At 71.7% G+C, this 26,658-nt stretch carries 20 protein-coding genes and 1 tRNA gene; 16 read left to right on the top strand and 5 right to left on the bottom strand.

Annotated features, from left to right (window positions below; translation table 11 throughout):
• Positions 1-95: 95 nt before the first annotated feature.
• Positions 96-1,061, top strand: coding sequence for a thiamine-phosphate kinase (locus SMA5143A_RS21850; RefSeq protein ID WP_107464576.1), 966 nt, complete (start codon positions 96-98; stop codon positions 1,059-1,061).
• Complete coding sequence (gene thiD, locus SMA5143A_RS21845) at positions 1,058-1,876, top strand: bifunctional hydroxymethylpyrimidine kinase/phosphomethylpyrimidine kinase (RefSeq protein WP_107464575.1); 819 nt, start codon at positions 1,058-1,060, stop codon at positions 1,874-1,876. The genes SMA5143A_RS21850 and thiD overlap by 4 nt, the downstream gene beginning before the upstream one ends.
• Before the next feature lie 216 nt (positions 1,877-2,092).
• Here the strand turns inward: thiD and rpmB are convergent, their stop codons facing one another.
• Entirely contained in the window at positions 2,093-2,278 is a 186-nt protein-coding gene (gene rpmB, locus SMA5143A_RS21840) for a 50S ribosomal protein L28 (RefSeq protein ID WP_003993230.1), read from the bottom strand.
• Between the two features lie 299 nt (positions 2,279-2,577).
• Between rpmB and SMA5143A_RS21835 the strand changes: the two genes are divergently transcribed.
• Entirely contained in the window at positions 2,578-4,350 is a 1,773-nt protein-coding gene (locus SMA5143A_RS21835) for a DAK2 domain-containing protein (RefSeq protein ID WP_107464574.1), read from the top strand.
• 274 nt (positions 4,351-4,624) lie between these two features.
• Here the strand turns inward: SMA5143A_RS21835 and SMA5143A_RS21830 are convergent, their stop codons facing one another.
• On the bottom strand, positions 4,625-7,591 hold the full coding sequence (locus SMA5143A_RS21830) for a hypothetical protein (RefSeq protein ID WP_107464584.1): 2,967 nt from the start codon (positions 7,589-7,591) through the stop codon (positions 4,625-4,627).
• An 8-nt stretch (positions 7,592-7,599) separates the two neighbouring features.
• Positions 7,600-9,444 (bottom strand): HSP90 family protein, encoded by a 1,845-nt coding sequence (locus SMA5143A_RS21825; protein WP_107464573.1) that lies wholly within the window; start codon positions 9,442-9,444, stop codon positions 7,600-7,602.
• Positions 9,445-9,645: 201 nt separating this feature from the next.
• Between SMA5143A_RS21825 and recG the strand changes: the two genes are divergently transcribed.
• The 8 genes from recG (at position 9,646) to mutM (ending at position 17,220) form a co-directional block, all read left to right on the top strand.
• On the top strand, positions 9,646-11,859 hold the full coding sequence (gene recG, locus SMA5143A_RS21820) for an ATP-dependent DNA helicase RecG (RefSeq protein ID WP_107464572.1): 2,214 nt from the start codon (positions 9,646-9,648) through the stop codon (positions 11,857-11,859).
• Positions 11,860-11,960: 101 nt separating this feature from the next.
• A complete protein-coding gene (gene rsmD / locus SMA5143A_RS21815; RefSeq protein ID WP_258193665.1) occupies positions 11,961-12,593 on the top strand; it encodes a 16S rRNA (guanine(966)-N(2))-methyltransferase RsmD in 633 nt (210 codons plus the stop codon).
• A gap of 26 nt (positions 12,594-12,619) precedes the next feature.
• Positions 12,620-13,099: a pantetheine-phosphate adenylyltransferase gene (gene coaD, locus SMA5143A_RS21810; protein WP_055512574.1), complete on the top strand. Its 480-nt coding sequence runs from the start codon at positions 12,620-12,622 to the stop codon at positions 13,097-13,099.
• A 145-nt stretch (positions 13,100-13,244) separates the two neighbouring features.
• Positions 13,245-14,354: a cell division initiation protein gene (locus SMA5143A_RS21805; protein ID WP_181361963.1), complete on the top strand. Its 1,110-nt coding sequence runs from the start codon at positions 13,245-13,247 to the stop codon at positions 14,352-14,354.
• A gap of 149 nt (positions 14,355-14,503) precedes the next feature.
• Complete coding sequence (locus tag SMA5143A_RS21800) at positions 14,504-15,157, top strand: YceD family protein (RefSeq protein ID WP_107464569.1); 654 nt, start codon at positions 14,504-14,506, stop codon at positions 15,155-15,157.
• A gap of 2 nt (positions 15,158-15,159) precedes the next feature.
• Positions 15,160-15,333: a 50S ribosomal protein L32 gene (gene rpmF, locus SMA5143A_RS21795; RefSeq protein ID WP_003951102.1), complete on the top strand. Its 174-nt coding sequence runs from the start codon at positions 15,160-15,162 to the stop codon at positions 15,331-15,333.
• A gap of 19 nt (positions 15,334-15,352) precedes the next feature.
• On the top strand, positions 15,353-16,186 hold the full coding sequence (rnc, locus tag SMA5143A_RS21790; RefSeq protein WP_055712663.1) for a ribonuclease III: 834 nt from the start codon (positions 15,353-15,355) through the stop codon (positions 16,184-16,186).
• Positions 16,187-16,359: 173 nt separating this feature from the next.
• Positions 16,360-17,220: a bifunctional DNA-formamidopyrimidine glycosylase/DNA-(apurinic or apyrimidinic site) lyase gene (mutM, locus tag SMA5143A_RS21785; RefSeq protein WP_107464568.1), complete on the top strand. Its 861-nt coding sequence runs from the start codon at positions 16,360-16,362 to the stop codon at positions 17,218-17,220.
• Here the strand turns inward: mutM and SMA5143A_RS21780 are convergent.
• Positions 17,193-17,633 carry a winged helix-turn-helix transcriptional regulator gene (locus SMA5143A_RS21780; RefSeq protein WP_107464567.1) on the bottom strand — a complete coding sequence of 147 codons (441 nt, stop codon included), beginning with the start codon at positions 17,631-17,633 and terminating at the stop codon, positions 17,193-17,195. The two genes, mutM and SMA5143A_RS21780, sit on opposite strands and share 28 nt — an antisense overlap.
• A gap of 848 nt (positions 17,634-18,481) precedes the next feature.
• Here SMA5143A_RS21780 and SMA5143A_RS43080 point away from each other — a divergent pair.
• Positions 18,482-18,567, top strand: a tRNA-OTHER gene (locus SMA5143A_RS43080).
• 490 nt (positions 18,568-19,057) lie between these two features.
• On the opposite strand, the gene SMA5143A_RS21770 is transcribed toward SMA5143A_RS43080, so the two are convergent.
• Positions 19,058-20,023, bottom strand: a complete 966-nt coding sequence (locus SMA5143A_RS21770; protein ID WP_107464566.1) for a CAP domain-containing protein — start codon at positions 20,021-20,023, stop codon at positions 19,058-19,060.
• 191 nt (positions 20,024-20,214) lie between these two features.
• Here SMA5143A_RS21770 and SMA5143A_RS21765 point away from each other — a divergent pair, with 191 nt between their 5' ends.
• The 4 genes from SMA5143A_RS21765 (at position 20,215) to SMA5143A_RS21750 (ending at position 26,569) form a co-directional block, all read left to right on the top strand.
• Positions 20,215-20,496, top strand: coding sequence for an acylphosphatase (locus tag SMA5143A_RS21765; RefSeq protein ID WP_055512588.1), 282 nt, complete (start codon positions 20,215-20,217; stop codon positions 20,494-20,496).
• Between the two features lie 399 nt (positions 20,497-20,895).
• Positions 20,896-21,099 (top strand): hypothetical protein, encoded by a 204-nt coding sequence (locus SMA5143A_RS21760; protein ID WP_009327638.1) that lies wholly within the window; start codon positions 20,896-20,898, stop codon positions 21,097-21,099.
• A gap of 223 nt (positions 21,100-21,322) precedes the next feature.
• On the top strand, positions 21,323-24,931 hold the full coding sequence (gene smc / locus SMA5143A_RS21755) for a chromosome segregation protein SMC (protein ID WP_107464565.1): 3,609 nt from the start codon (positions 21,323-21,325) through the stop codon (positions 24,929-24,931).
• A gap of 219 nt (positions 24,932-25,150) precedes the next feature.
• The gene (locus tag SMA5143A_RS21750; RefSeq protein ID WP_107464564.1) at positions 25,151-26,569 is read left to right on the top strand and encodes a sugar porter family MFS transporter; all 1,419 of its coding nucleotides are present in this window, start codon (positions 25,151-25,153) and stop codon (positions 26,567-26,569) included.
• Positions 26,570-26,658: the final 89 nt, after the last annotated feature.

The following is a 26,658-nucleotide window of genomic DNA, read 5'->3' as shown; positions in this document are numbered from 1 at the left end:
AAGTTGACGGTCGACTCGACCGTACCGAGGGCGAGGACCGCTCGCGACCGGGCGCGAGTGACACTGGAAGCGGCACAAGAAGGGGCGATACGACGATGAAGGGCACCGTGGGAGAGCTGGGGGAGTTCGGGCTCATCAGGGAGCTCACCTCCCGGCTCACCACCACCCCGGCGGTCCGGGTCGGCCCCGGCGACGACGCCGCTGTGGTGGCCGCGCCGGACCGCCGGGTCGTGGCGAGCACCGACCTCCTGCTGGAGGGGCGGCACTTCCGCCGCGACTGGTCCACGGCGTACGACGTCGGGCGCAAGGCGGCCGCCCAGAACCTCGCGGACATCGCCGCCATGGGCGCCGTGCCCACCGCGCTGCTCCTCGGCCTGGTCGCTCCGGTCGACCTCCCGGTGACCTGGGCGACCGAGCTGATGGACGGCCTGCGCGACGAGTGCCAGGTCGCCGGGGCGGCCGTCGTGGGCGGGGACGTCGTCCGCGGCGACACCATCATGATCTCCATCACCGCGCTCGGTGATCTCCGCAACCACGAGCCCGTGACCAGGGCCGGGGCGCAGCCCGGCGATGTCGTGGCCGTCACCGGCTGGCTCGGCTGGTCCGCCGCCGGACACGCGGTCCTCTCCCGCGGCTTCCGCTCGCCGCGCGCCTTCGTGGAGGCCCACCGGCGTCCCGAGCCGCCGTACCACGCGGGTCCCGCCGCCGCCGACCTGGGCGCGACCGCGATGTGCGACGTGAGCGACGGGCTGATCGCGGACCTCGGGCACATCGCCGAGGCCAGCAGCTGCCGGATCGACATCCGCTCCGGCGCGATCGACATCCCGTCCCAGATGAACGACATCGGGCAGGCCGTCGGCGTCGACCCCATCCAGTGGGTGCTCACCGGCGGCGAGGACCACGCCATAGTGGCGACGTTCCCGCCGGACGTGAAGCTGCCGGCCCGCTGGAAGGTGATCGGCGAGGTCCTCAACCCGTCGGCGCTGCCACAGGTCACCGTGGACGGGGCGCCCTGGACCAGCAAGGGCGGCTGGGACCACTTCGCGGACATGGAGTCGTGACCGGGTCACCGGGAGCGCCGCCCAGGGTGCTCACGGTCGCCGGCTCCGACTCCGGGGGCGGCGCCGGTGTCCAGGCCGACCTGAAGACCATGCTGGCGCTCGGTGTGCACGGCATGAGCGTCGTCACGGCGGTCACCGCGCAGAACTCCCTCGGGGTGCAGGGCGCTTGGGAGCTGCCGGTGGAGGCCGTCCGCGCCCAGTACCGCAGTGTCGTCGACGACATCGGCGTCCAGGCCGTCAAGACCGGCATGCTCGCCTCCGCCGAACTCGTCGAGACGGTCGCCGAGTTGCTCGCCGCCACGGACGCGCCCGTGGTCGTCGACCCGGTCGGCGTCTCCAAGCACGGCGACCCGCTGCTGGCCGCGACGGCCCTGGACTCCGTCCGTGAGCGGCTGCTGCCCACGGCGACGGTCGCCACCCCCAACCTCGACGAGGTCGCCCAACTCACCGGTGTGCGTGTCGAGTCGGAGACCGGGATGCGCGAGGCCGCCCAGGCCGTGCTGGCGTACGGGCCACGATGGGTGGTGATCAAGGGCGGGCACCTCTCGGGGGACGCCGTCGACCTGCTCACCGACGGCTCCGAGGAGCACTGGCTGCGGGCGCCGAGGTACGACAACCGGCACACGCACGGCACGGGCTGCACACTGGCCTCCGCGATCGCCGCGCGTCTCGCGCAGGGGCTGACCGTGCCGGAGGCCGTGGCGGCGGCCAAGGAGTACGTCACCGGGGCGATCGCCGCCGGGTTCGCCCTCGGCGGCGGCATCGGGCCCGTGGATCACGGATGGGCGCTCGGACGGGGTGGTCCGGCCGTCTGAGACGGGTGGCCGACCCTTCGGCGAGCCCGGGCCGCGCGGGTGCGGCCCGGTGTCGCGTCCGCACGGGTCGGTCACACGAGCAGGGCTGGTCACACGCGGAGGACGGGGCACGCGAGCGGGGCTGATCACGCGGGCGGGCACGGCAAAAAGCCGGCCCACCAACGGTGGACCGGCTCTGTGCAGCGAACCAGCAGGTGGCCGCGCGCTAGCTGAGCGTCAGCGCGAGACCTTGCCGGCCTTGATGCACGAGGTGCAAGCGTTCACGCGCTTCGGCGTCCCGCCCACCACGGTACGCACACGCTGGATGTTCGGGTTCCAGCGGCGGGACGTACGGCGGTGCGAGTGCGAGATGTTGTTGCCGAAGCCCGGCCCCTTGCCGCAGACGTCGCAGTTGGCAGCCACGGGTCACTCCAAAGACTTCAGATGCACTTACGGTTGATCCCGGCATGCCGGGATCACAATCCCGAGACCGGGATCCGAGTGGCGTTGCCAGGGGGAAGGCCCGGTCTGGATCGGTGATCTGGATCGGGCAACCGGAGCAGCATACAACGACTGCGTCCGTACAACGAAACTACCATGGCTGGTCGGGGCCTCGCCCCGGCCCTCTTACCGGCGGTCACGGCTGCGGGTCTACGCTGCGTGCGGCGTGCGGCGTTCCATCCGGCGCCCGTCCAGCAGCCAAGCAGCTCAAGGAGGCGCAGGTGCCGCAGGTGCCGCAGACATTCTTCGATGCTCTCGCGGTGCGCACCTGGTGCGGCCTCGCGCTGGCCGCCCTGGGGCGGGCCCGTGAGGAGATCGACGCGATCAACGTCTACCCGGTGGCCGACGGCGACACCGGGACCAACCTCTACCTGACGATGGAGTCGGCGGCGGCCGCCGTGGAGGCGGTGTTCGCGGGCCACGAGACGGGCGCGGCGCCCGGCTCGCCCACCGCCGGGCAGCCCACCCTCGCCGAGGCCGCGCGGGCCATGGCGCACGGCGCGCTCATAGGCGCCCGGGGGAACTCCGGGACGATCCTCGCGCAGCTCCTGCGTGGGATGGCCCAGGTGCTCGCGGACGACAGTGAGGCCGCTCACACCGACGGACAGGGGCTCCGTCTCGCTCTCCGCCACGCCGCCGACTCCGCACGTGAGGCAGTGGCCCACCCTGTGGAGGGCACCGTCCTCACGGTCGCCTCCGCGGCCGCCGACGCGGTGGGGGCCGCGGAGGGCGACTGCGGCACGGTGGCCCGCGCCGCGTACGAGGGCGCCGGTACGGCCCTGCTGGCGACCCCCGGGCAACTGGCGGCGCTGGCCCGCGCGGGTGTCGTGGACGCGGGCGGACGCGGCCTGGTGGCGGTGCTGGCCGCGCTGGTGGAGACGTTCACGGGGGAGGCCCCCAGGGCGCACGCCTACGCCGCCCCCGTCGCCTCACCCGAGCTCGCGACCACGCACGCGCGCGTGGCGGGGACCGGCCCGGGCGACGACGGCGCCGGCGGTGCCGATGCCGTGCGTGGCGCGGAGGGCGTCGGGCCGGAGGTGTGCGCCGACGACCGGCCCGGGACCGGGGGGCCCGCCTTCGAGGTGATCTACCTCCTGGAGGCGGACGACGAGGCGGTGGCCCGGTTGCGCGGCAGGCTGGACGGGCTGGGCGACTCGCTCGTCGTGGTCGGCGGGGACGGTCTGTGGAACGTCCATGTGCACGTCGACGACGCGGGTGCGGCCGTGGAGGCGGGCGTCGAGGCCGGGCGGCCGTACCGGATCCGGATCACGCACTTCGGGGCCGAGGACGCGCACGTGGCCGGTGGGGCCGGACGGCGGCCGCGTGAGCGGGCCCAGCGCGCCGTCGTGGCCGTCGTACCGGGGGAGGGCCTGGCGGGGCTGTACACGGAGGCTGGTGCGACCACGGTGCTGGCCCGCCCCGGGGAGCCGCCCGCCAGCGGGGAGCTGGTGGAGGCGGTACGGCGGGCCCACGCGCGCGAGGTGGTGCTCCTGCCCAACGACGCGGATCTGCGGCACACGGCGGCCGCGGCGGCGGAGCAGGCCCGCGCCGAGGGCGTACGGGTGGCGTTGATCCCGACCCGGTCGGCCGTCCAGGGCATCGCCGCCCTCGCCGTGCACGAGCCGGGCCGCCGTTTCGACGAGGACGTCGTCTCCATGACCTCCGCGGCGGGAGCCACGCGCTACGCCGAGGTCGTCATCGCCGAGCGCCAGTCCTGGACCATGGCCGGCATCTGCCAGGCCGGCGACGTCCTCGGCCTCATCGACGGGGACGTGGCCGTCATCGGTGACGACGTCACCGCGACCGCCGCCAGGGTCGTCGACCGCATGCTCGCCGCCGGCGGCGAAATGGTCACCCTGGTCCTCGGCGACGAGGCCCCGAGCGACATCGCCGACCACGTGGAAGCCCGACTCCGCGAGTCCCACCTGGGCGTGGACACGGTGGTCTACAGAGGCGGCCACCAGGGCACCCTCCTGCTGATCGGCGTCGAGTAGCTGACGGTCGTGCAGCGCCGACGGGCCGTAGTTCGGGGACGGCCGAGTAGCTCCGGCGGGGCGCCGCCTCGGGGGACGGCGGGAACCGCCCGTCCCCCAAGGGGCGCGGGGAACTGCGCGAGAAACCACAACGCACCCGCACCCGCCAGAACCACACGCACCCCCGAGCCATAAGGCGCCGACGCGGGGTGGAAGGGGCGGCAGCCCCTAGGGATGGGACGGGTAGGGGCGGCGGGGGCGAGACCCATGGGCCCAGCCCCCACCCCGCTGAGCCCTACCCGTCCCCCAGCCCCTCCACCAGCCCCAGCATCCGCTCCGCCTCCGCGCGACGCACAACCGCCGTCTCGCCCTCCTGACCACCGACGCCGCCGTCTCCGCAGCCACTGCCACTGCCGCCGACGCCGACGTCGCCGTACGCGGCCAACACACTCCGCGCCCGCCCCGCCGCGTCGGCCGCCCGCCGAAGGTCCGCCTCCAGCCACCCGGCCGCGAGCTCCGCGCCGGTCCGCTCGTCGAGGAAGTCGGCCCCCAGGGACCCGTACACCGCCACCGCCCGCTCGACGAGCGTGAGCGCCTCCTCGAACACCGCCCGGTACACGTCGAGTTCCGCGTCCTCGGCGACGGAACGGGCGAGCAGATCGCCGAACTGCCGGTACGTCTCGCCGAGTTCCGCGTGGATCCGCAGCCGGTTCTCCTCGCCGGTCACGTCCGACAGGGCCGCCTCGCACCCGGCCACGGCGTCACCCATCAACTCCCGGGCGGCGTCGAGCCCCGCGCCCTCCTGGGCCGCGTACCAGGCTCGCGCCCGCAGCGCCCGCACGTACCCGTGGACGTTGCCGAGCTCTCCCCACAGGGCGCCCGCGCGCTCGTACGCCCGGTCCGCCTCGGCGGGCAGCCCCGCACGGGCGAGGGCCTCCGCGGCGAGGTGCGCGAGCACGGCGTGGTCGCGCTGCTCGGGCCAGTGCCGGGTGATGTCGGCGGCCCGCAGCCACCGGTCGGCCGCCTCGCGGTGCTCGCCCATCTCGGTGTGGCAGTCGCCGAGCCACCACAGGGTCTGGGCGACGGCCCCGTCCCCGTGGATCTCGGCGGTCAGGTCCACCAGGGCCGACTCCAGCACCTCCGCGGCCTCCGCCCACCGCCCCTGCCGCAGCAGGAACCCGCCGAGGAGATGCCGGGCCCAGGAGCCGAGCGTCCGGCTCTCACCGGCCTCGTCGGCCCAGTGCGCCGCCTCCAGCGCGTGAGCGGCGCCCGGCTCGACCCGGTCGGCGGCACCGAGGAGCTCCGCCAGCTGGACGTGGAGCTGGGCGTGGCCCATCGGCTCCAGATCCGTACCGCCGTGCTCCAGCGCCGCGCGGGCCGCCCGCTCGGCCCGCTCCAGGTCTCCGAGCTGCTGCGCGAGCCCGGCCAGCCGGGCCTCGTACTGCACCGCGAACCAGGGCGCCCCGGCCGCCACATACCGCTCCGCGGCCTCCTCGAACAGCGCGGCGGCGGTCTCCGCGTCCCCGCCGCGCTCGGCCAGCTCCCCGAGCATGGCCCGCGCCTCCGCGGCCCGCGAGGCCAGCCGCACGTCCTGCGCGCGGTGCGGCTCGACGAACTCCGCCAGCTCCCGCACGGCGGCCTCGGCGGCGGGCACCGCGCTCTCGTCCGGGTCCGCCTCCTCCAGCCGCTGCATGAGTATCCGGGCCCGCCCCACCAGCACGGACGCCGTCTGCCGCAGCCCGGTGGCGCCGCCCGCGTGGAGCGCGAGGACCTTCTCGTACGGCTCGGACAGCAGCTCCAGTGCTTCCTCGGTGTGCCCGTTCAGGGAGTGGACCGTCGCTCCACGCGCGCGTGCCGCGAGCGCCTCGCCCGGGTCACCGGCCTCCTCGTACAGCTCGGCCGCGTGTTCGAACAGGGCGCGTCCCTCGGGCCCGAGGGAGATCGCCCGGTGGTCGACGATCTCCGCCCGGTCGTGGGCGTCCAGCTCCGCGCCGTCCGCCTCGGCGGCCCGCGCCACCGCGGCCCACGCGGCCACGGAGTCCGGGTGCAAGGACTCGGACAGCCGCCGCGCCTCGGCGAGGAGCGCAGGCAGGTCGTCCGGCGCCGGTGCCGCCTCGACGCGCTCCACGGCCAGGGGCTGCCGGGGCGCCGGGACCGTGCGGGTCGCCCGCACGCCCAGTGGCAGCCGGTCCACGAGCGGCGGCTGGTCCATGCGCTCCCGGACGTGGGTGCTGACGTACGCCGTGCCGTTGCGCTCGTCGAACCGGGCGGCCAGGGACAGTGCCTCCACGCGTGCGTGCGCGGCCAGCTCGGCGGCGGTCCAGGTGCGGCCGGCGGGACCCGGGACCGTCTGATCGGCGAGGCCACGGCTGACCAGGCGGTCCATGAGGAGCGCCACCACGGCCGTGAAGTCCGCTTTGCTGCGCGGGTCCCCGGAGTCCGTGAAGTACGCCGGACGCTCGGCGAGCAGCTCAAGACCGCGCGCCTCGTTACCGGTCAGGGCGCAGAACTCCACGTGGTCCGCGTACGCGCCCCGCATGCTCTCCATGGCCCGCACCAGCCGGAAACCGCGCAGATGGTGGGCGCGCGCCTCGTCCAGGCGCCCCAGCCGCAGCAGCGGCAGCAGGGAGGACGCCAGAGCGGTGTGCGGCTCGTGGGCGCAGGTGTACTCGCCCTCCAGGACCGGCGCCCACAGCCGCAGCGCCTCGGCGTCCCGCCGCTGCCGCGCCTGCCACCAGCCCTGGCCGTGCAGCTCGCACGCGTGGCAGTCGGCCATGCTGTCCCGGTCGGCCGCCAGCCACGCCTCGTACGCCCGCTCGGCCCGCGCCAGATCGCCGACGTGCGCGGCCACACTGAACTCGGCGCTGCGCACGGCCCGTTCCGAGTGTCCGGCGAGCCGGTAGCGGTGCTCCATCTCGCCGAGCCACTTCTCGATCGAGGCGAGCGGCACATGCGGCTGGTTGAGCATGCCGGCCGACATCCACTTGAAGACCCAGTGCAGCGAGTGGACCTCGTACTCGTCGAAGTCCTCCGGGCGCTCGTCCCACATGCGCAGCAGGCGCGCGAAGGGGACGAACATCTTGTCCTTCTCGGAGCTGTAGTTGTAGACCTTCAGCTGGTGGCCGAGCGCCTCGATCACGGCGAGCGGGATGTTCAGCTTCTCGGCCTCGGCGAGCAGCCGCTCCGCGCGCGCGTTGCGGGCGGGGCCCTCCGGCTGCTCGTAGTTCTCCGCCATGGCCCGGCGCAGTTCGTCGAAGTCCATGACGTCCCTCACGGTCGGCCGCCCTCCCCGGGCCCGGTCTCGCTGTGCGTGGCCCACTCCAGGAGGCCTATGAACGCGCGGTTCAGGAGCGCCGAGTCCGCCGGCCTGAGCGGTCGCTGCGCCATCAGCAGGGCCTGCCCGTACAGGGACTCGGTGGCGGTCCCGATCAGCTCGGGATCGCGCAGGGCACCGATCCGCCGGATGAGCGGGTTGAGGTGGTTCAGCACCAGCCGCGCGCGCGGGGCGCTGCCGCGCAGCGAGCCGAGGATGCCCGCCCACAGGTCGTCGGCCTGCTCCTCGGCCTCCGCGCGGGCCTGCTCGTGCCGGGAGGAACGGTCGTCCAGGTGCAGCGCGGGCACCGACAGCGGATGGAACGCCCGCAGCACGACATCACAGCCCAGGGGGTCGAGCTTCGCCCGCGCGGCCGACAGGAAGCCCGCCAGCGCCAGCTCCTCGTCCGGGTCGGGCGCGTCCAGATGAGCGGTCACCGTGTCGGCGTCCAACTCGGCGACCATCGTGCCCGGGCGCACCGACGGCAGCGCCTCGACCAGCTCGCTGTCGTACGTGTAACCGCCGTTGATCACCCCGACGCCCTGCGCGGAGGCGATCGGCGCGACCTGGCGGTACTCCTCCACCGTCCGCGTGAAGTGCACCACCGGGTGCCGCTGCGCGAACTCCTCCAGGGACAGCCGCCCGTCGGTCGTCTCGAAGGGCAGCCACGGCAGCATCGTGCGCAGCATCTCCTTGTCGTGCCGCGCCAGGGACTTCACCCCCAGGTAGTGCACCGACAGGAAGGCCGCCAGCCGCTCCGGATCACCCGCGGCGAGACCCGTCAGCCACCCGCGGATCCGCTCGCCCAGCGCCTCCCGGACGGCCGCGAGGGTCTCGTCCTCGTACAGCGACTCTCGGGACGCCGTGGGCCGCAGACTGTCCGTGTCGAGCACACAGCGCACGAAGAACGCCCACTCCGGCAGCAGCTGTTCGGCCCGCTCCGTGAGCAGCATGCCCTTCAGGTGCACCCGGTGGCCCACCCGCTGCGCCGGGCTGACCGCCGACGGCAGCACGTACGCCACGCCCCGCACCCCGGCGAGCGGCACGTCCAGCTCGATCGCGTCCAACGGGGTGAACCCGAACAGGTCGTGGCAGTGCCGCGCGAGAGCCACCCGCCGGGTGGCGGGGGAGGGGTACGGACGGTCCCAGGGCGCCGGCAGATCCGTGACCGCCTCCTCGCCCACCCGGACGTCGTACGGCAGCAGCGAGCCGAAGTCCCGCGCCAGCGACAGCACGCGCGCGTGCGAGAGCCACTCCGCCGCGCCCGGCCGCGCGACCAGATGCACGGTCGTCCCCGGCTCGGGGCGCGCCTCGTCCGGCAGTGTCCGCACCGTGTACGAGCCGTCGTCGGTCGCCGTCCACTCCACGGGCGCCGCGTCCGGCGTACGGGCGCTGCGGCTGACGACCCGGATGCGCTCGGCGACCACGAAGCACGCCAGCAACCCGATGCCGAACTGCCCGAGGAAGTCCGAGCGGACCTCCTGAAGCCCGTCGGCGCGCTTGGAGCTGCGGCCGATGGTCGCGAGGAGACTGTGCACGTCGGACTCGGTGAGCCCCACGCCGGAGTCCTCCACCCGCAGCGCGGCGCCCTCGGCGAACAGCCGCACCCGGGCGGGCGCGTCGGGCTCCTCGGCCCGCCGCGCGGTGATCGCGTCCACCGCGTTCTGCAGCAGCTCGCGCAGGTAGACCTTCGGACTGGAATAGAGGTGGTGCGAGAGCAGATCCACCAGGCCACGCAGATCGACCTGGAACGTGTGAGGTGACTGTGGAGTCTGGGATGCCTGGGATGACTGTGAGGTCATTGAGTCCATCGTCGCAGCGCCGGTGGGGTGGGGGTCGGGCGACGGCGCGGGGTAGGGCGGTCCCACGAGACGGTGACCGCGGACGGGAGGCGGCACGGGCCTTCGGTACAGGCCCGGGGGTGCGCCATCCTAGGCGCGAACGACCCGCCTGACCAGCGGATTTCAAGGACGTATACGGGATTGTCAGTGCCGTGGTGTGCAATGGATCTCGTGCCCGCGCTCGAAGAACCGCTCAAGAACACGCTCGGCGCCGCCACCGCGAAGGTGATGGCCGAGCACCTCGGCCTGCACACCGTCGGAGACCTGCTGCACCACTATCCCCGCAGGTACGAGGAGCGCGGGCAGCTCACCCACCTCGCCGACCTGCCCATGGACGAGCACGTCACGGTGGTCGCCCAGGTCGCCGACGCCCGCCTGCACACCTTCGCCTCCGCCAAGGCCCCCCGCGGCAAGGGCCAGCGCCTCGAGGTCACCATCACCGACGGCAGCGGCCGTCTCCAGCTGGTCTTCTTCGGCAACGGCGTGCACAAGCCCCACAAGGAGCTCCTCCCCGGCACCCGCGCCCTCTTCGCCGGCAAGGTCTCCGTCTTCAACCGCCGCCTCCAGCTGGCCCACCCGGCATACGAACTGCTGCGCGGCGAAGACGTGTTGGAGACGGTCGACAGCTGGGCCGGCGCCCTCATCCCGATCTACCCGGCCACCGCCAAGCTGGAGTCCTGGAAGATCGCCAAGGCGGTGCAGACGGTCCTGCCGAGCGCCCAGGAGGCCGTGGACCCCCTCCCCGACGCCCTCCGTGCGGGCCGGGGTCTGGTCCCCCTCCCCGAGGCCCTGCTGAAGATCCACCGCCCCCACACCAAGGCGGACATCGAGGGCGCCCGGGACCGCCTCAAGTGGGACGAGGCCTTCGTCCTCCAGGTCGCCCTCGCCCGCCGCCGGCACACCGACGCCCAACTCCCCGCCGTGGCCCGCCGCCCCACCCCGGACGGCCTCCTCACCGCCTTCGACGCCCGCCTCCCGTTCACCCTGACCGAGGGCCAGCAGAAGGTCTCCCGGGAGATCTTCGACGACCTCGCCACCGAACACCCGATGCACCGCCTGCTCCAGGGAGAGGTGGGCTCCGGGAAGACACTGGTGGCCCTGCGCGCCATGCTCGCTGTGGTGGACGCCGGCGGGCAGGCGGCCATGCTCGCGCCGACCGAGGTGCTCGCCCAGCAGCACCACCGGTCGGTGACGGAGATGATGGGCGAGCTGGCCGAGGGCGGCATGCTGGGCGGCGCCGAGCACGCCACCAAGGTGGTGCTGCTCACCGGTTCGATGGGCGCGGCCGCCCGCCGTCAGGCGCTCCTCGACCTGGTCACCGGCGAGGCCGGCATCGTCATCGGCACCCATGCGCTGATCGAGGACAAGGTCCAGTTCCACGACCTGGGCCTGGTCGTCGTCGACGAACAGCACCGCTTCGGCGTGGAGCAGCGCGACGCCCTGCGCGGCAAGGGCAAGCAGCCGCCGCACCTCCTCGTCATGACGGCCACACCCATCCCGCGCACGGTCGCCATGACGGTCTTCGGCGACCTGGAGACCTCGGTCCTCGACCAACTCCCCGCGGGCCGCTCGCCGATCGCCAGCCATGTCGTCCCCGCCGCCGACAAACCGCACTTCCTCGCCCGCGCCTGGGAGCGGGTCCGCGAGGAGGTGGAGAACGGCCACCAGGCGTACGTCGTCTGCCCCCGCATCGGCGACGACGTCGACGAACAGACCGGCCCCGGGAAGAGCAAGAAGTCCCCGGAGGACGAAGCCGAGAAAAGGCCGCCGCTCGCCGTCCTCGACATCGCCGACCAGCTCACCCAGGGCCCCCTGCGCGGCCTCCAGGTCGAGGTCCTGCACGGCCGTATGCACCCGGACGACAAGGACGCGGTCATGCGCCGGTTCGCCGCCGGTGAGACCAAGGTCCTGGTGGCGACCACGGTCATCGAGGTCGGCGTCAACGTCCCGAACGCGACGGCGATGGTCATCATGGACGCCGACCGCTTCGGCGTCTCCCAGCTCCACCAGCTCCGCGGCCGCGTCGGCCGGGGTTCCGCCCCCGGTCTCTGCCTCCTGGTCACGGAGATGCCCGAGGCCAGCGCCGCCCGCCAGCGCCTGGGCGCCGTCGCCTCCACCCTCGACGGCTTCGAACTCTCCCGCATCGACCTCGAACAGCGCCGCGAGGGCGACGTCCTCGGCCAGGCCCAGTCCGGTGCCCGCACCAGCCTGCGCATGCTCACCGTCATCGACGACGAGGAGATCATCACGGAGGCCAGGGAGGAGGCGGCGTCGGTGGTGGCCGCCGACCCGGAGCTGGAGTCCTTCCCGGGCCTGAGAACGGCCCTGGACGCCCTCCTGGACGAGGAGCGGGAGCAGTACCTGGAGAAGGGCTGAGGGGAGGGCCGCACGCGCAGGGCCGGTGCCGCGTGTGACGTTGCCTGCTCTCCCTGCCGGCGGCAGGCGCCCGTGCCTCCTCGCCTGCCGTGCCTCCTCGCCTGACAGACTGGAGGCGTAGCCGCCCCCTCCTCCAAGGACCCAAGATGACCCGCGTGATCGCCGGCGCAGCCGGCGGACGCCGCCTGGCCGTCCCGCCAGGGAACGGCACCCGCCCCACCTCCGATCGCGCACGCGAGGGCCTCTTCTCCACCTGGCAGGCCCTCCTCGGCGGCCCCCTCGACGGCGAACGCGTCCTCGACCTCTACGCCGGCTCCGGAGCCGTCGGCCTGGAGGCCCTCTCCCGCGGCGCCGCCCACACCCTCCTCGTCGAGGCCGACGCCCGCGCCGCCCGGACGGTCCGCGACAACGTCCGGACGCTCGGCCTCCCCGGCGCCGAGGTGAGGTCGGGCAAAGCGGAACAGATCATCCAGGGCCAGGCGCCCCAGGAGCCGTACGACATCGTCTTCCTCGACCCCCCGTACGCCGTCCCGGACGACGATCTTCGGGAGATCCTGCTCACACTCCGTACGGGAGGCTGGCTCGCCGAGGAAGCGCTCGTCACCGTGGAGCGCAGCACCAGAGGCGGTGACTTCGCCTGGCCGACCGGTTTCGAAGCGCTCCGGGCCCGTCGTTACGGCGAGGGAACGTTTTGGTACGGTCGCGCCGCCTCTACGTGCGAAGACGCACGATGACCGGACCGGAGAGCGAGGGATCCCAAGTGCGCCGCGCCGTCTGTCCCGGGTCGTTCGACCCCATCACCAATGGACACCTCGACATCATTGGCCGCGCCTCCAAGCTGTACGACGAGGTCTATGTCGCGGTGATGATCAACAAGTCGAAGAAGGGCCTGTTCGAGGTGGAGGAGCGGATCGACCTCATCCGCGAGGTCACCGCCGAGTACGCGAACGTACGGGTCGAGGCCTTCCACGGTCTCCTCGTCGACTTCTGCAAGCAGCGCGACATCCCCGCCATCGTCAAGGGCCTGCGCGCCGTCAGCGACTTCGACTACGAGCTTCAGATGGCTCAGATGAACATCGGCCTCTCGGGCATCGAGACCCTCTTCGTCCCCACCAACCCCACCTACAGCTTCCTGTCGTCCTCGCTGGTCAAGGAGGTCGCGACCTGGGGCGGCGACGTCTCCCACCTGGTACCCCCCGTCGTCCTCGAAGCCCTTACCGAACGCCTGCGCCGCGACTAGGGCACCCGTCGCGGGACCCGCTCGCAGGGCCCGCGCGGGACCGGTCGCGCCACCCGGTGTCCGGTGGTCCTCCACTGGCCGTACAGTCGATCCGACCGTCTCCAACACAGCTGTAGAGAGTGGCGAGCACACGGTGGACCACACGGTGGACGTGCAGAAGAAGCTCGACGAGATCGTCTCGGTGGTCTCGGGCGCCCGATCCATGCCCATGTCGGCCTCGTGCGTGGTCAACCGCGCCGAACTGCTCTCGCTGCTGGAGGAGCTGCGCGCGGCCCTGCCCGACTCCCTCGCCCAGGCACAGGAGTTGATCGGGGACCGCGACCACATGGTCGAGCGGGCCCGCCAGGAGGCCGAGCGGATCATCGAGTCGGCCCACGCCGAGCGGGGCTCCCTCATCTCCGACACCGAGGTCGCCCGCCGCTCCCAGAACGAGGCCGACCGCATCCTCACCGAGGCCCGCCAGGAGGCCGAGGACGTCCGCGCCGAGGCCGACGACTACGTCGACTCCAAGCTCGCCAACTTCGAGGTCGTCCTCACCAAGACCCTCGGCTCGGTCGGCCGCGGCCGCGAGAAGCTCCTCGGTACCGGCCCCGGCCTCGACGAGCAGGGCTACGAGGACGAGGACGCCCCCGAGCGCAGCCATGACCCGGAGACCCTCCGCCGCGACGCGGACGCCTACGTCGACGCCAAGCTCGGCGCCTTCGAGGCCGTCCTCGCCAAGACCCTGGAGGCCGTCGGCCGCGGCCGCCAGAAGCTCCACGGCCGGATCGCCACCGACGACCTCGGCGCCCTCGCCCTGAACGACGACGGCACCTCCCCGAGGCCCACCAGCGACGCCGACTACCTGGCCGAGCTGGCCGCCTTCTCCGAGGCCCCCGCCGACCGGTCCCACGAGGCCCCGGAGCAGTCGCCCTACGCCCAGCAGGACGCGTACGGGGCGACGGCCTACCACCAGGACCAGTACGGCGGCTACCAGCAGCAGTACGCCCAACCCCAGCAGACGGCGGACCCCTACGGCTACCAGCAGGCCGACCCGTACGCCGTGGGCTACCCGCAGCAGCCCTCGTACGACCCGAACCAGCAGCACCCGAACCAGCAGCACCTGGACCAGCAACAGCTGGAACAGCAGCACCAGGACCAGTCGGGTCACCAGGGGTACGCGCAGCCCCCGGCGAACGCGCTCGACGAGACGAGTCTCTTCGACACCACGATGATCACCGCGGAGCAGCTGCGGCGCTACGAGCAGGGCCGCTGACAGCGGATTGGGCCGATAGCGAAAGGTCCAGTATCCTGGCTGTTCGGTCGCGCGTGCGTTCATGCTGTCCGCAGAAGACGCCCGCGATCGTGCGCTGCCCGGAACACCGGGGCGGCGCCCTCCCCCGGATTCGAAGATCGAAAGTTGACATGGCTCTGAACGCCCGTCTCGACCACCGCAACCCCCTCGTGTTCGACACGCACGAGCTGGGTCGGCGGCCGGGTGCGATGCAGCGCCTGACGCGTTCGGTCGACGCTCCCAAGGATCTGGGGATCAAGAGCGTCATCGGAGTGCCGGAGGGCGCGCCGGTGGAACTCGAACTCCGCCTGGAGTCGGTCATGGAAGGGGTGCTCGTCACAGGCACCGCCCGTGCCAAGGCCCAGGGGGAGTGCGTAAGGTGTCTGGAGCCGCTGGAGCTGGAGCTCGAAGCGGACTTCCAGGAGATGTTCTCGTACCCCGACGCCGACGAGCGGGGCCGCGTGATCGCGGAGCCCGACACCGACGCCGAGGACGACGAGGACAGGCTCTTCCTCGAGGACGGCCTGTTCGACCTCGAGCCCGTGCTGCGGGACGCGGTGGTGCTCGCACTGCCGATGCAGCCGGTGTGCCAGGACGACTGCCCCGGCCTGTGCTCCGAATGCGGAGCGCGGCTCGCGGACGACCCGGACCACCACCATGACGCCGTCGACATCCGTTGGGCGGCACTGCAGGGACTCGCCGGTTCACTCGAAGATGGCGAGAAGGACGAGATGAGCGGCGGCGCGCCTCAGTCAGCACGCGCCGACGAGAAGCAGGAGAAGTAGCCGTGGCTGTTCCGAAGCGGAAGATGTCGCGCAGCAACACGCGCCACCGCCGGTCGCAGTGGAAGGCTGCGGTCCCCACCCTGGTTGCGTGCGAGCGCTGCCACGAGCCCAAGCAGCAGCACATCGCGTGCCCGTCTTGTGGCACCTACAACAAGCGCCAGGTCCTCGAGGTCTGAGCGGCTGGTGAGAGGCTCCATGTCTGACGCCAAGGCGGACACCAACGCCAAGAAAAAGGCGGACACCACAGCCTCGTCCCACACGCTTCTGGAAGGGCGGCTCGGCTACAAGCTCGAGTCCGCCCTTCTGGTGCGCGCACTCACCCACCGTTCCTACGCGTACGAGAACGGCGGTCTGCCCACCAACGAGCGGCTGGAGTTCCTCGGTGACTCCGTCCTCGGCCTCGTGGTCACGGACACGCTGTACCGCACCCACCCCGACCTGCCCGAAGGCCAGCTGGCCAAGTTGCGGGCCGCGGTGGTCAACTCTCGTGCGCTGGCGGAGGTGGGCCGTGGGCTCGACCTCGGCTCCTTCATCCGGCTCGGCCGCGGTGAAGAGGGCACAGGCGGCCGGGACAAGGCGTCCATCCTCGCCGACACCCTCGAAGCGGTGATCGGTGCGGTCTATCTCGACCAGGGACTCGACTCGGCGGCGGAGCTGGTGCACCGCCTGTTCGACCCGCTGATCGAGAAGTCCTCGAACCTCGGTGCCGGCCTGGACTGGAAGACCAGTCTCCAGGAGCTCACCGCGACCGAGGGGCTCGGTGTACCCGAGTACCTGGTCACGGAGACCGGCCCCGACCACGAGAAGACCTTCACCGCTGCCGCCCGCGTCGGAGGCGTCTCGTACGGCACCGGCACCGGCCGCAGCAAGAAGGAAGCGGAGCAGCAGGCGGCCGAGTCCGCCTGGCGGGCGATCCGTGCCGCGGCGGACGAGCGGGCGAAGGCGGCGGCGGAAGCGACGGAGGCCGCGGAGGCCGCCGCGCGGGCCGCCGAGACCGAGGGCGCGCCCTCGGACGCCGCGTCGGCCTGACGCTTCGGTGCCCCCTCTAGGGGGCTGCCGCCCCCGTACCCCCGCTGGGGGTGAGGGGGCGGCTTCCGTACGTCGTCGCGTGCGACCCGTCTGTGGGCGCGAGCAACACAAAGCACCGCAGCCGCCCCACGACGACAACCCACCCTCTCTCGGCTCATCCTCCGGAGGACCCCGTGCCAGAACTGCCCGAGGTCGAGGTCGTCCGGCGGGGACTGCGGCGGTGGGTCGCCCAGCGCACCGTCGCCGATGTCGAGGTACTGCACCCGCGGGCGATCCGGCGGCATCTGGCCGGTCCCGAGGACTTCGCGCACCGGCTCAAGGGGCACCGCATCGGTGAGCCGAGCCGGCGCGGCAAGTACCTGTGGCTGCCGGTGGCGGACACCGGGACCGCCGTCCTCGCCCACCTCGGCATGAGCGGCCAACTGCTCGTGCAACCGCACGACGCGGCCGACGAGAAGCACCTCAGGATCCGCGTCCGCTTCGCGGACGACCTGGGCACCGAACTCCGCTTCGTCGACCAACGCACCTTCGGCGGCTTGTCGTTGCACGACACCACCCCCGACGGTCTGCCCGACGTCATCGCGCACATCGCCCGCGACCCCCTGGACCCGCTGTTCGACGCGGAGGCGTTCCACCAGGCGCTGCGCCGCAAGCGCACCACCATCAAACGGGCCCTGCTCGACCAGTCGTTGATCAGCGGGGTCGGCAACATCTACGCCGACGAGGCGCTGTGGCGCGCCCGGATCCACTACGAACGCCCGACCGCCGGTTTCACCCGCCCCCGCACCACCGAACTCCTCGGCCACGTACGGGACGTGATGAACGCGGCCCTCTCGGTGGGCGGCACGAGCTTCGACAGCCTCTACGTCAACGTCAACGGAGAGTCGGGGTACTTCGACCGCTCCCTGGACGCGTACGGGCGTGAGGGGCTGCCCTGCCGCCGCTGTGCCACACCGATGCGGCGACGGCCCTGGATGAACCGCTCCAGCTACTTCTGCCCGACGTGTCAGCGGGCCCCGCGGGTCTCGTCGTAGCGGGCCCGCGCCCTCAGCACGTCCTCCATGCGCTCCTCCACGCAGACGATGAGGGAGAGCAGCCGCTCGGAGACCTCATGGCCGAGCGGAGTGAGGGTGTAGTCGACGCGTGGCGGGTTCGTGGGCTGCGCCTCACGGTGGACCAGCCCGTCCCGCTCCAGCGCGTGCAGGGTCTGGGAGAGCATCTTCTCGCTGACGCCGTCGACGCGCCGCCGCAGCTCGTTGAAGCGCAGCGACCCCTCGTGCAGCGCGCCCAGCGTGAGCGCGCCCCAGCGGCCGGTGACGTGCTCCAGGGTGCCCCGGGACGGACAGTTCCTGGCGAAGACGTCGAAAGCCAGGGCGTCGAAGTCCCGGTCGTCCGCATCCGCGGAGGCCTGCGCGGGCGTCACGGCGGTCTGCGCGGCTGAATCCATACTCCGAGAATACTCCGAAGCAGCGCTAACCATAAGGTTGCACTAACTCATGGTTAGCGCTCGCTCGGTGCGTGGAAACGGGAGGCGGGGCTCGGAAGCCCTCGCAGGGTCGGTTCAGTGGCCGAAGAAGTGTAGGTCGGGTCTTGACCCGCGGCTGTGCGATCGATCAACGCTGCGACCTGCGCCTTGGCTGTCGGTGTTGCCAGCGGTGGTGGTCGTTACGGCTCGCCCCACTCGGGAACGCACATCATGCGGTGGGCCGGCACGACGGGTTCGCTGGGTAGCGGATCGATTCCACGGACGCGTACGGCCACGACATCCGTGGGGGTGGGGGCTCGGTCCGGGAGCCGTGTCAAACGCCACCGGAAAGGCTCTGGGACGTCTTTGGCCGGCAACTCCACCATGGCGAGGCTGACCCACCGGTCGTAGTTGGTGGGGCATACACGAATCAAGGCGCCGCATTCAGGGCAGATCGGCGGCTCGATCCAAGTCACGTCGTCCGGCTCGGGGCTCGGCCTGGGGGCGGCTGTGGCCCCGTCGGCTTCGGCCATCTCGTTGGCGAAGGTGTTCCAGCACCTCTCGCAGTAGCTTGCCATGAGGCCGAACCGTCCGCGCTCACGCACGGTGTGGTTGATCTCCCCGCAGCGATGGCATGCCGACTGGTCAAGATCCCGAATCGCCCCCATGTGTTTGAGTGTGGGCGAATTCAACCGGATCCCGGTAGGTCGCGATTTGGCCTCATTCGACCCTCAGGGGCGCAGCCATCCAAGCGCGGGGATCGGCGCGACCTGGGACGTCACCCCTCAAAGAGGTGGGCCTGTCGGCCTCTGAGTCAGTACTATTCGCCTGGCCATGAGTCGTTTTAGCGGCCCAAGACGTCGCACTCGGGTTCGCCCCGATGCGGAAACCCCGGTTCGAATCCGGGCCGTGGCCACCCTCGACACCTCCACCGCCTCCCGCGCTGGCCTGCCCTCTCGATGCGAACTACGGGCGGGACGGTCGCTGAGGTCATCCGGCCCGGTCGACGTCGATCAACCGACCAGGGTTTTCGGCAGACGTCCATTCTTCCTGCGGTGACGCTCCCGACAGGCAGGACCGCGAGGTTATGAGTGGCCGAAGTGGCCCATAAATCGTGTGCATGATGGGCCCGACCCCGGTCGCGACCAAAGCCGAGTTGCTGCACGAGGCCATGAGGGCGTGGCACGTCATTTGCACCGAGTGGGCGCGCGACTCCCTCAGGACTGGTTCAGTACATGGAGATCGGCAAGCCCGGTTCAGAGCGGCGGCCGACGCCAAAAGGGCCCAGACCAGAGTGTTTCAGGAGACTGCCAGACAGGCGTTGCGCACCGACGTCCAGGGCTGCGACCTGCGGCGAAACCCCACCAGCACCAAGGCTCTGAACGGGGGCCTGACCTGCGGCTGTCTCAGTAGCCGAAGTCCTGGGTCCACCACGGGCCGCCGTCGCCCAGGTGCACTCCCACGCCCAGCGTCTTGAAGTCGCAGTTCAGGATGTTGGCGCGGTGGCCGGGGCTGTTCATCCAGGCCTCCATGACCGCCTCGGCGGTGGCCTGGCCGCGGGCTATGTTCTCGCCGCCGAGGCCGGTGATACCGAGGGCGGCGGCACGGTCCCAGGGGTCCTTGCCGTCGGGGTCGGTGTGGTCGAAGAAGCTGCGCAGGGCCATGTCCTCGCTGAACACCTCGGCCAGCTTCGCCAGCGAGCTGTCCGCCGCGACCGGGTCGCAGCCGGCCTTCGCCCGCTCCTCGTTCACCAGCTGGAGGACGGCCGCCTCGGCCTGGGTCGCCGCGGAGATCTGCCCCGGAGGAGTGGTCTTCTCCTCCTTCTGCTTGGGGGGCTTGGCGGACGGCTCCTTGGTCTTCTGGGAGCCCGCGTCCTTCTCCGGCTTCTTCTCCGGCTTCTCGGACGGCGTCTTCGACGGGGCAGGCGTGGCCGGCGGGGAGGCCTCACGCTCGGCGTCGCGGCTCGTGGACTGGTCCTCGCGCTGCTGCGCGGCGCCGTCCGTGCCGCCCTGCTGGGCGGGCGCGCCGGTGGGCGATCCGGCGGGCACCACGGCGTCGGGGCTGCTCCCACCGCTGACGGTGTACTTGTCGCCGCCCGGCAGGACCCCGGTCGCCACCGCGGCGGTGCCGATCGCGACGGCCGCGGAGACACCGAGCAGACCCGTCTTCACGGGCGTCACGGCCTTCTTCTTACGACGACGCGAACCGCCCCCGCGCGACGAGGCCTGGGCGTCGGCCTCCAGGAACTCGGCGAACCCGTACAGGTTCTCGGGCCCGTAGTGCGGCTCCTCGGTGGCGAAGCCCGTGTTCGTGACCCCGGTGGCGCGGCCCCTGGCGGCGCGGCCGGCGGCGGAGCGTCGGTGGCGTCCCATGTTCTGGCCTTCCTCGTCCTTGCGGTGTCCCTGCGTCAACGTTGGGGGGTGTTGTCAACGTTGTGATCGCCGTCTTCACGAATCTCACACGAAGGAGTGAGTTTCATATGAGATTCATTGGGTGGGGACGGTACAGCATGGCGCCAGGGGAGGGTGAGACCCAGGAGACATTGGCCCATTAGCGTGCACTCATAAGCGAGGATGTGCGACTGGTCGCGTGGGTGCGCGGACGGGTACAAGGTGTGGGTTTCCGCTGGTTCACCCGGGCCAGGGCCCTGGAGATCGGGGGCCTGAGTGGTTTTGCTCTCAATTTGGCCGACGGGCGGGTGCAGGTCGTCGCCGAGGGCTCCCGGGGAGCGTGTCAAGGACTGTTGGAGTGGCTCCAGAGTGACGACACGCCCGGGCGCGTGGACGGCGTCACCGAGATCTGGGACACACCCCGCGGTGGCTACGACGGCTTCGCCATCCGCTGACGCCGACCGCGAAGCGCGGTGAACGCGAAGGGCAGGGTGCGCCACCGGCATATGCCAGGTGCATGTACGGAACAGAAATGTGCAGGTGGTTGCCAAGGAGGTGCCGTCATGGCAAGCTCCGCGACAAGGATGATCCCCTCGCCCCCACGGCCAGGAGAGGCCCCGGAACCGCCGCAGCGCCGCCCGTTCAGGGCCGCGCGCCACCGGGATGCCCGCCAATACGGGGCGTGATCGTGTTGACCGTCAAACTTTTTGGTGAGACGCTGAAAGCCCCGCGCACCTTAGCTGTTTGGCATGGAGAACGGCAGCAAAAACTCAACAGTGCCAAGCACCACGGGTGCGATTCCCTCACGACCCACACCGCTTCGGTCGGTCACTCAGTGTGGAGGACCATCCATCATGGCAAAGGCGCTTCTCGGTTACGTCGGCGGCTCCGACCCGCGACTCCTCGCCGAGATGCGACGGCTCCAGCAGCGTGTCCAGGACCTGGAATCCGAGCTCGTACGGATCCAGGCCGAAAACGACGCCCTGACGGCTGCCGCTTCTCACGATTCGCTTATGGAGAGCATCGACGCACACCAGGCGGAGCCTGCGCTCACCTGATCACTGCATCGCATCGCACCACTACGACAGCAGTGGTTGGGCTGCCCGTATCAACCGCTAAGTTGTCAGATCTGCAAGGGACGCCTTCCTGAGGCGTCCCTTCTTTCTTCCCCCGCGCTTCAAAGTTGTCCCACCCTCTTAACGTCTGATGTGCCCTGCGTGTTCATGGGCGAAACCGCGCGCTCATGGAGTGAGACAAGGCCGAGAGGTAAAGTCCAGCGCCGTGCACCTCAAGGCCCTGACCCTCCGCGGGTTCAAGTCGTTCGCCTCGGCCACCACGCTCCGGTTCGAGCCGGGCATCACGTGCGTCGTCGGGCCGAACGGTTCGGGCAAGTCCAACGTCGTGGACGCGCTCAGCTGGGTCATGGGCGAGCAGGGCGCGAAGTCGCTGCGCGGCGGCAAGATGGAGGACGTCATCTTCGCCGGCACCACCGGGCGGCCCCCGCTCGGTCGCGCCGAGGTGTCCCTGACCATCGACAACTCCGACGGGGCCCTGCCCATCGAGTACTCCGAGGTCACCATCACGCGGATCATGTTCCGCAACGGCGGCAGCGAGTACCAGATCAACGGCGACACCTGTCGGCTCCTCGACATCCAGGAGCTCCTGTCCGACTCCGGCATCGGCCGAGAGATGCACGTCATCGTCGGCCAGGGCCAGCTGGACTCGGTGCTGCACGCCGACCCCATGGGCCGCCGCGCCTTCATCGAGGAGGCCGCCGGCGTCCTCAAGCACCGCAAGCGCAAGGAGAAGGCGCTGCGGAAGCTCGACGCCATGCAGGCCAACCTGGCCCGCGTCCAGGACCTCACCGACGAACTCCGCCGCCAGCTCAAGCCCCTCGGCCGCCAGGCCGCCGTCGCCCGCAGAGCCGCCGTCATCCAGGCCGACCTCCGCGACGCCCGACTCCGTCTCCTCGCCGACGACCTCGTCCGGCTGCGCCAGGCGCTCAGCAACGAGATCGCCGACGAGGCCGCGCTCAAGCAGCGCAAGGAGGCCGCCGAGACGGAGCTGAGGAAGGCGCTCCAGCGGGAGGCGGTCCTGGAGGACGAGGTGCGCCGGCTCACCCCGCGCCTCCAGCGCGCCCAGGAGACCTGGTACGAGCTGTCACAGCTCGCCGAGCGGGTGCGCGGCACGATCTCCCTCGCCGACGCCCGCGTCAAGAGCGCCACCTCCGCCCCGCCCGAGGAACGGCGCGGCCGTGACCCCGAGGACATGGAGCGCGAGGCCGCCCGGATCCGGGAGCAGGAGGCCGAACTCGAAGCGGCCCTCGAAGCCGCCGAGCGGGCCCTGGAGGACACGGTCGCCCACCGGGCCGACCTGGAGCGGGAGCTGGCCCTGGAGGAACGGCGCCTGAAGGACGTCGCCCGCTCCATCGCCGACCGTCGCGAGAGCCTCGCCCGCCTCGGCGGCCAGGTCAACGCCGCCCGCTCCCGCGCCGCCTCCGCCCGCGCCGAGATCGACCGCCTCGCCGCCGCCCGCGACGAGGCACAGGACCGCGCCGTCGCCGCCCAGGAGGAGTACGAGGCACTGAAGGCCGAGGTCGACGGCCTCGACGCCGACGACACCGAGCTGGCCGAGCGGCACGAGGCCGCCAAACGCGCCCTCGCCGACGCGGAGTCCACCCTCACCGCCGCCCGGGAGGCGACCACCGCCGCCGAGCGCCGCCGCGCCGCCACCCAGGCCCGCCACGAGGCTCTCGCCCTGGGCCTGCGCCGCAAGGACGGCACGGGCGCCCTCCTCGCCGCGAAGGACCGGCTCGGCGGCCTGCTGGGCCCGGCCGCGGAACTGCTGACCGTGACGCCCGGCCACGAGGTCGCCCTGGCGGCCGCGTTCGGTGCGGCGGCCGACGCGATCGCCGTGACCAGCCCCGTCGCGGCCGCCGAGGCGATCCGGCTGCTCCGCAAGCAGGACGCCGGCCGCGCCTCCCTGCTGCTGGCGGGAGCACCGGAGGACCCCGCGGCCCCGAGGCACGACGGCCCGACCGGCCCCGGCACACCCGTGGACCCCATCCGTCCCCCCGCGGCACCCCCCGCCGGCCACTTCGCCACCGACCTCGTCCGAGGCCCCTCCGACCTCATGCCCGCCGTACGCCGCCTGCTCCACGGCATCGTCGTGGTCGGCACCCTGGAGGACGCCGAGAACCTCGTCTACGCGCGCCCCGACCTCACCGCCGTCACCGCCGAGGGCGACCTGCTCGGCGCCCACTTCGCACACGGCGGCTCCGCGGGCGCGCCCAGCCTCCTGGAGGTGCAGGCCTCCGTCGACGAGGCAGCGGCGGAGCTGGAAGAGCTGGCCGTACGGTGCGAGCAGCTGGCCGAGGCCCAGCAGGACGCGGTCGCGGCGCGCCGGGAGCGGGCCGCGCTCGTGGAGGAGCTGGGGGAGCGGCGCCGGGCGGCCGAGCGGGAGAAGTCGGCGGTCGCCCAGCAGCTCGGGCGGCTCGCCGGGCAGGCGCGGGGCGCCGCGGGGGAGGCCGAGCGGTCCACCGCCGCGGCCGCGCGGGCCCAGGAGGCGCTCGACAGGGCCGTCGAAGAAGCCGAGGAGCTGGCCGAGCGGCTGGCCGTGGCCGAGGAGATGCCGGTCGAGGAGGAGCCCGACACCTCCGTACGGGACCGGCTCGCGGCGGACGGGGCCAACGCGCGGCAGACCGAGATGGAGGCCCGGCTCCAGGTGCGCACGCACGAGGAGCGGGTCAAGGGGCTGGCCGGACGTGCCGACTCGCTGGACCGGGCCGCGCGCGCCGAACGGGAGGCGCGGGCCAGGGCCGAGCAGCGCAGGGCACGGCTGCGGCACGAGGCGGCCGTCGCCGAGGCCGTCGCCTCCGGCGCCCGGCAGCTCCTCGGGCACGTCGAGGTCTCCCTGGTCCGCGCCGAGCAGGAACGTGCCGCCGCCGACGCCGCCAAGGCGCGCCGGGAGCAGGAGCTGACGCGGGCGCGCACCGAGGGGCGCGATCTCAAGGCCGAGCTGGACAAGCTGACGGACTCGGTGCACCGGGGCGAGGTGCTCGGCGCGGAGAAGCGGATGCGGATAGAGCAGCTGGAGACCAAGGCGCTGGAGGAGCTGGGCGTCGAACCGGAGGGCCTGGTCGCGGAGTACGGTCCCGACCAGCTCGTACCGCCGTCACCGCCCGCCGAGGGCGAGGTGCTCCCCGAGGACCCGGAGCATCCCCGCAACCAGCCGAGGACGTTCCACCGGGCTGAGCAGGAGAAGCGGCTCAGAGCGGCCGAGCGGGCGTACCAGCAGCTCGGCAAGGTCAATCCGCTGGCGCTGGAGGAGTTCGCCGCCCTGGAGGAACGGCACAAGTTCCTCAGTGAGCAGCTGGACGACCTGAAGAAGACCCGCGCCGATCTGCTCCAGGTGGTGAAGGAGGTCGACGAACGGGTCGAACAGGTCTTCACCGAGGCCTACTGGGACACCGCGCGGGAGTTCGAAGGGGTCTTCAGCCGGCTCTTCCCGGGCGGCGAGGGGCGGCTGATCCTCACCGACCCCGACAACATGCTCACCACCGGCGTCGACGTCGAGGCCCGCCCGCCCGGCAAGAAGGTCAAGCGGCTGTCGCTGCTCTCCGGCGGCGAGCGTTCGCTGACCGCCGTCGCCATGCTGGTGTCGATCTTCAAGGCGCGCCCCAGCCCGTTCTATGTGATGGACGAGGTCGAGGCGGCGCTCGACGACACCAACCTCCAGCGGCTGATCCGCATCATGCAGGAGTTGCAGGAGGCGTCCCAGCTCATCGTGATCACGCACCAGAAGCGGACGATGGAGGTCGCCGACGCGCTGTACGGCGTGTCGATGCAGGGCGACGGTGTGTCGAAGGTCATCAGCCAGCGGCTGCGTTAACCGTTTGCGAGTCGGGGTAGACGGGGTCCGAGCGCGTGGTTGCCTCGGGCCTCTAACTCTGCTGCCACGGTTGCCATTTCTTCAACACTTGAACTCAATCATCGCATTCACTGCCCTCAGATGGGTAAACGCTTTCACTCGACCCCCTATTGACTTCGAAACTTGAAGACATAGTCTCTGCAGCGTTGCTTTTACCTTCAGAGCGGAAGGTCCCCCCACGTGACCAGCACAGCGCAGGCATCGACGACAGGAGCCCGGGCAGCCCATCCCGAGCATCTCTCGCACGTGATCTTCATCGCGGCGGCGGCCGCCATGGGCGGCTTCCTCTTCGGCTACGACAGCGCCGTGATCAACGGCGCCGTCGAAGCCATCAGGGACCGCTACGACATCGGCTCCACAGCCCTGGCGCAGGTGATCGCCATCGCGCTGATCGGCTGCGCCATCGGCGCGGCCACCGCCGGCCGCATAGCCGACCGCATCGGCCGGATCCGCTGCATGCAGATCGCGGCGGCCCTCTTCACGGTCAGCGCCGTCGGCTCCGCACTGCCCTTCGCGCTGTGGGACCTCGCCTTCTGGCGGGTCGTCGGCGGCTTCGCCATCGGCATGGCCTCGGTGATCGGCCCCGCCTACATCGCCGAGGTCGCCCCCGCCGCCTACCGGGGTCGGCTCGGCTCGTTCCAGCAGGCCGCGATCGTCGTCGGCATCGCCGTGTCGCAGCTGGTCAACTGGGGAATCCTCAACGCCGCCGACGGCGACCAGCGCGGTCGACTGCTGGGCCTGGAGGCCTGGCAGGTCATGCTCGGTGTCATGGTCGTCCCGGCCGTCCTCTACGGCCTGCTCTCCTTCGCCATCCCCGAGTCCCCCCGCTTCCTGATCTCCGTCGGAAGGCACGAGCGCGCCCGTGAGGTGCTCACCGAGGTCGAGGGCGACGGCACCGACCTGGACGCACGGGTCGCCGAGATCGAGTCGGCCATGCGCCGCGAGCACAAGTCGTCCTTCAAGGACCTGCTCGGCGGCAGCCTCCTGTTCAAGCCGATCGTGTGGATCGGTATCGGCCTGTCGGTGTTCCAGCAGTTCGTCGGCATCAACGTCGCCTTCTACTACTCCGCGACGCTGTGGCAGTCCGTGGGCGTCGACCCGACCGAGTCGTTCTTCTACTCCTTCACGACGTCGATCATCAACATCGTCGGCACGGTCATCGCGATGATCTTCGTGGACCGCGTCGGCCGCAAGCCGCTCGCCCTCGTCGGCTCCGTCGGCATGGTCCTCGGCCTCGCGCTGGAGGCCTGGGCGTTCTCCTCCGACCTCGTCGACGGCAGGCTCCCGGCCACCCAGGGCTGGGTCGCCCTGATCGCCGCCCATGTCTTCGTCCTCTTCTTCGCCCTGTCCTGGGGTGTGGTCGTCTGGGTCATGCTCGGCGAGATGTTCCCGAACAAGATCCGCGCCGCCGCCCTGGGCGTGGCCGCCTCCGCGCAGTGGATCGCCAACTGGGCCATCACCGCGAGCTTCCCGTCCCTGGCCGACTGGAACCTCTCCCTGACCTATGTGATCTACACGGTCTTCGCCGCGCTCTCCATCCCGTTCGTCCTGAAGTTCGTGAAGGAGACGAAGGGCAAGTCGCTGGAGGAGATGGGCTGAGACACAGGCCCCCGAAGCCGAGGAGCAGGGCCGTCCCCGCTGCCCCGCTCCTCGTACCCCGCCGTCGCCCCGGCCCGACCACTGAGCGG

Origin of the sequence: Streptomyces sp. MA5143a, assembly GCF_900290235.1 — a bacterium.
Taxonomy (GTDB): Bacteria; Actinomycetota; Actinomycetes; order Streptomycetales; family Streptomycetaceae; genus Streptomyces.
The sequence above is the reverse complement of the archived record's forward strand: the minus strand, read 5'-3'. Positions and strand labels throughout refer to the sequence as shown.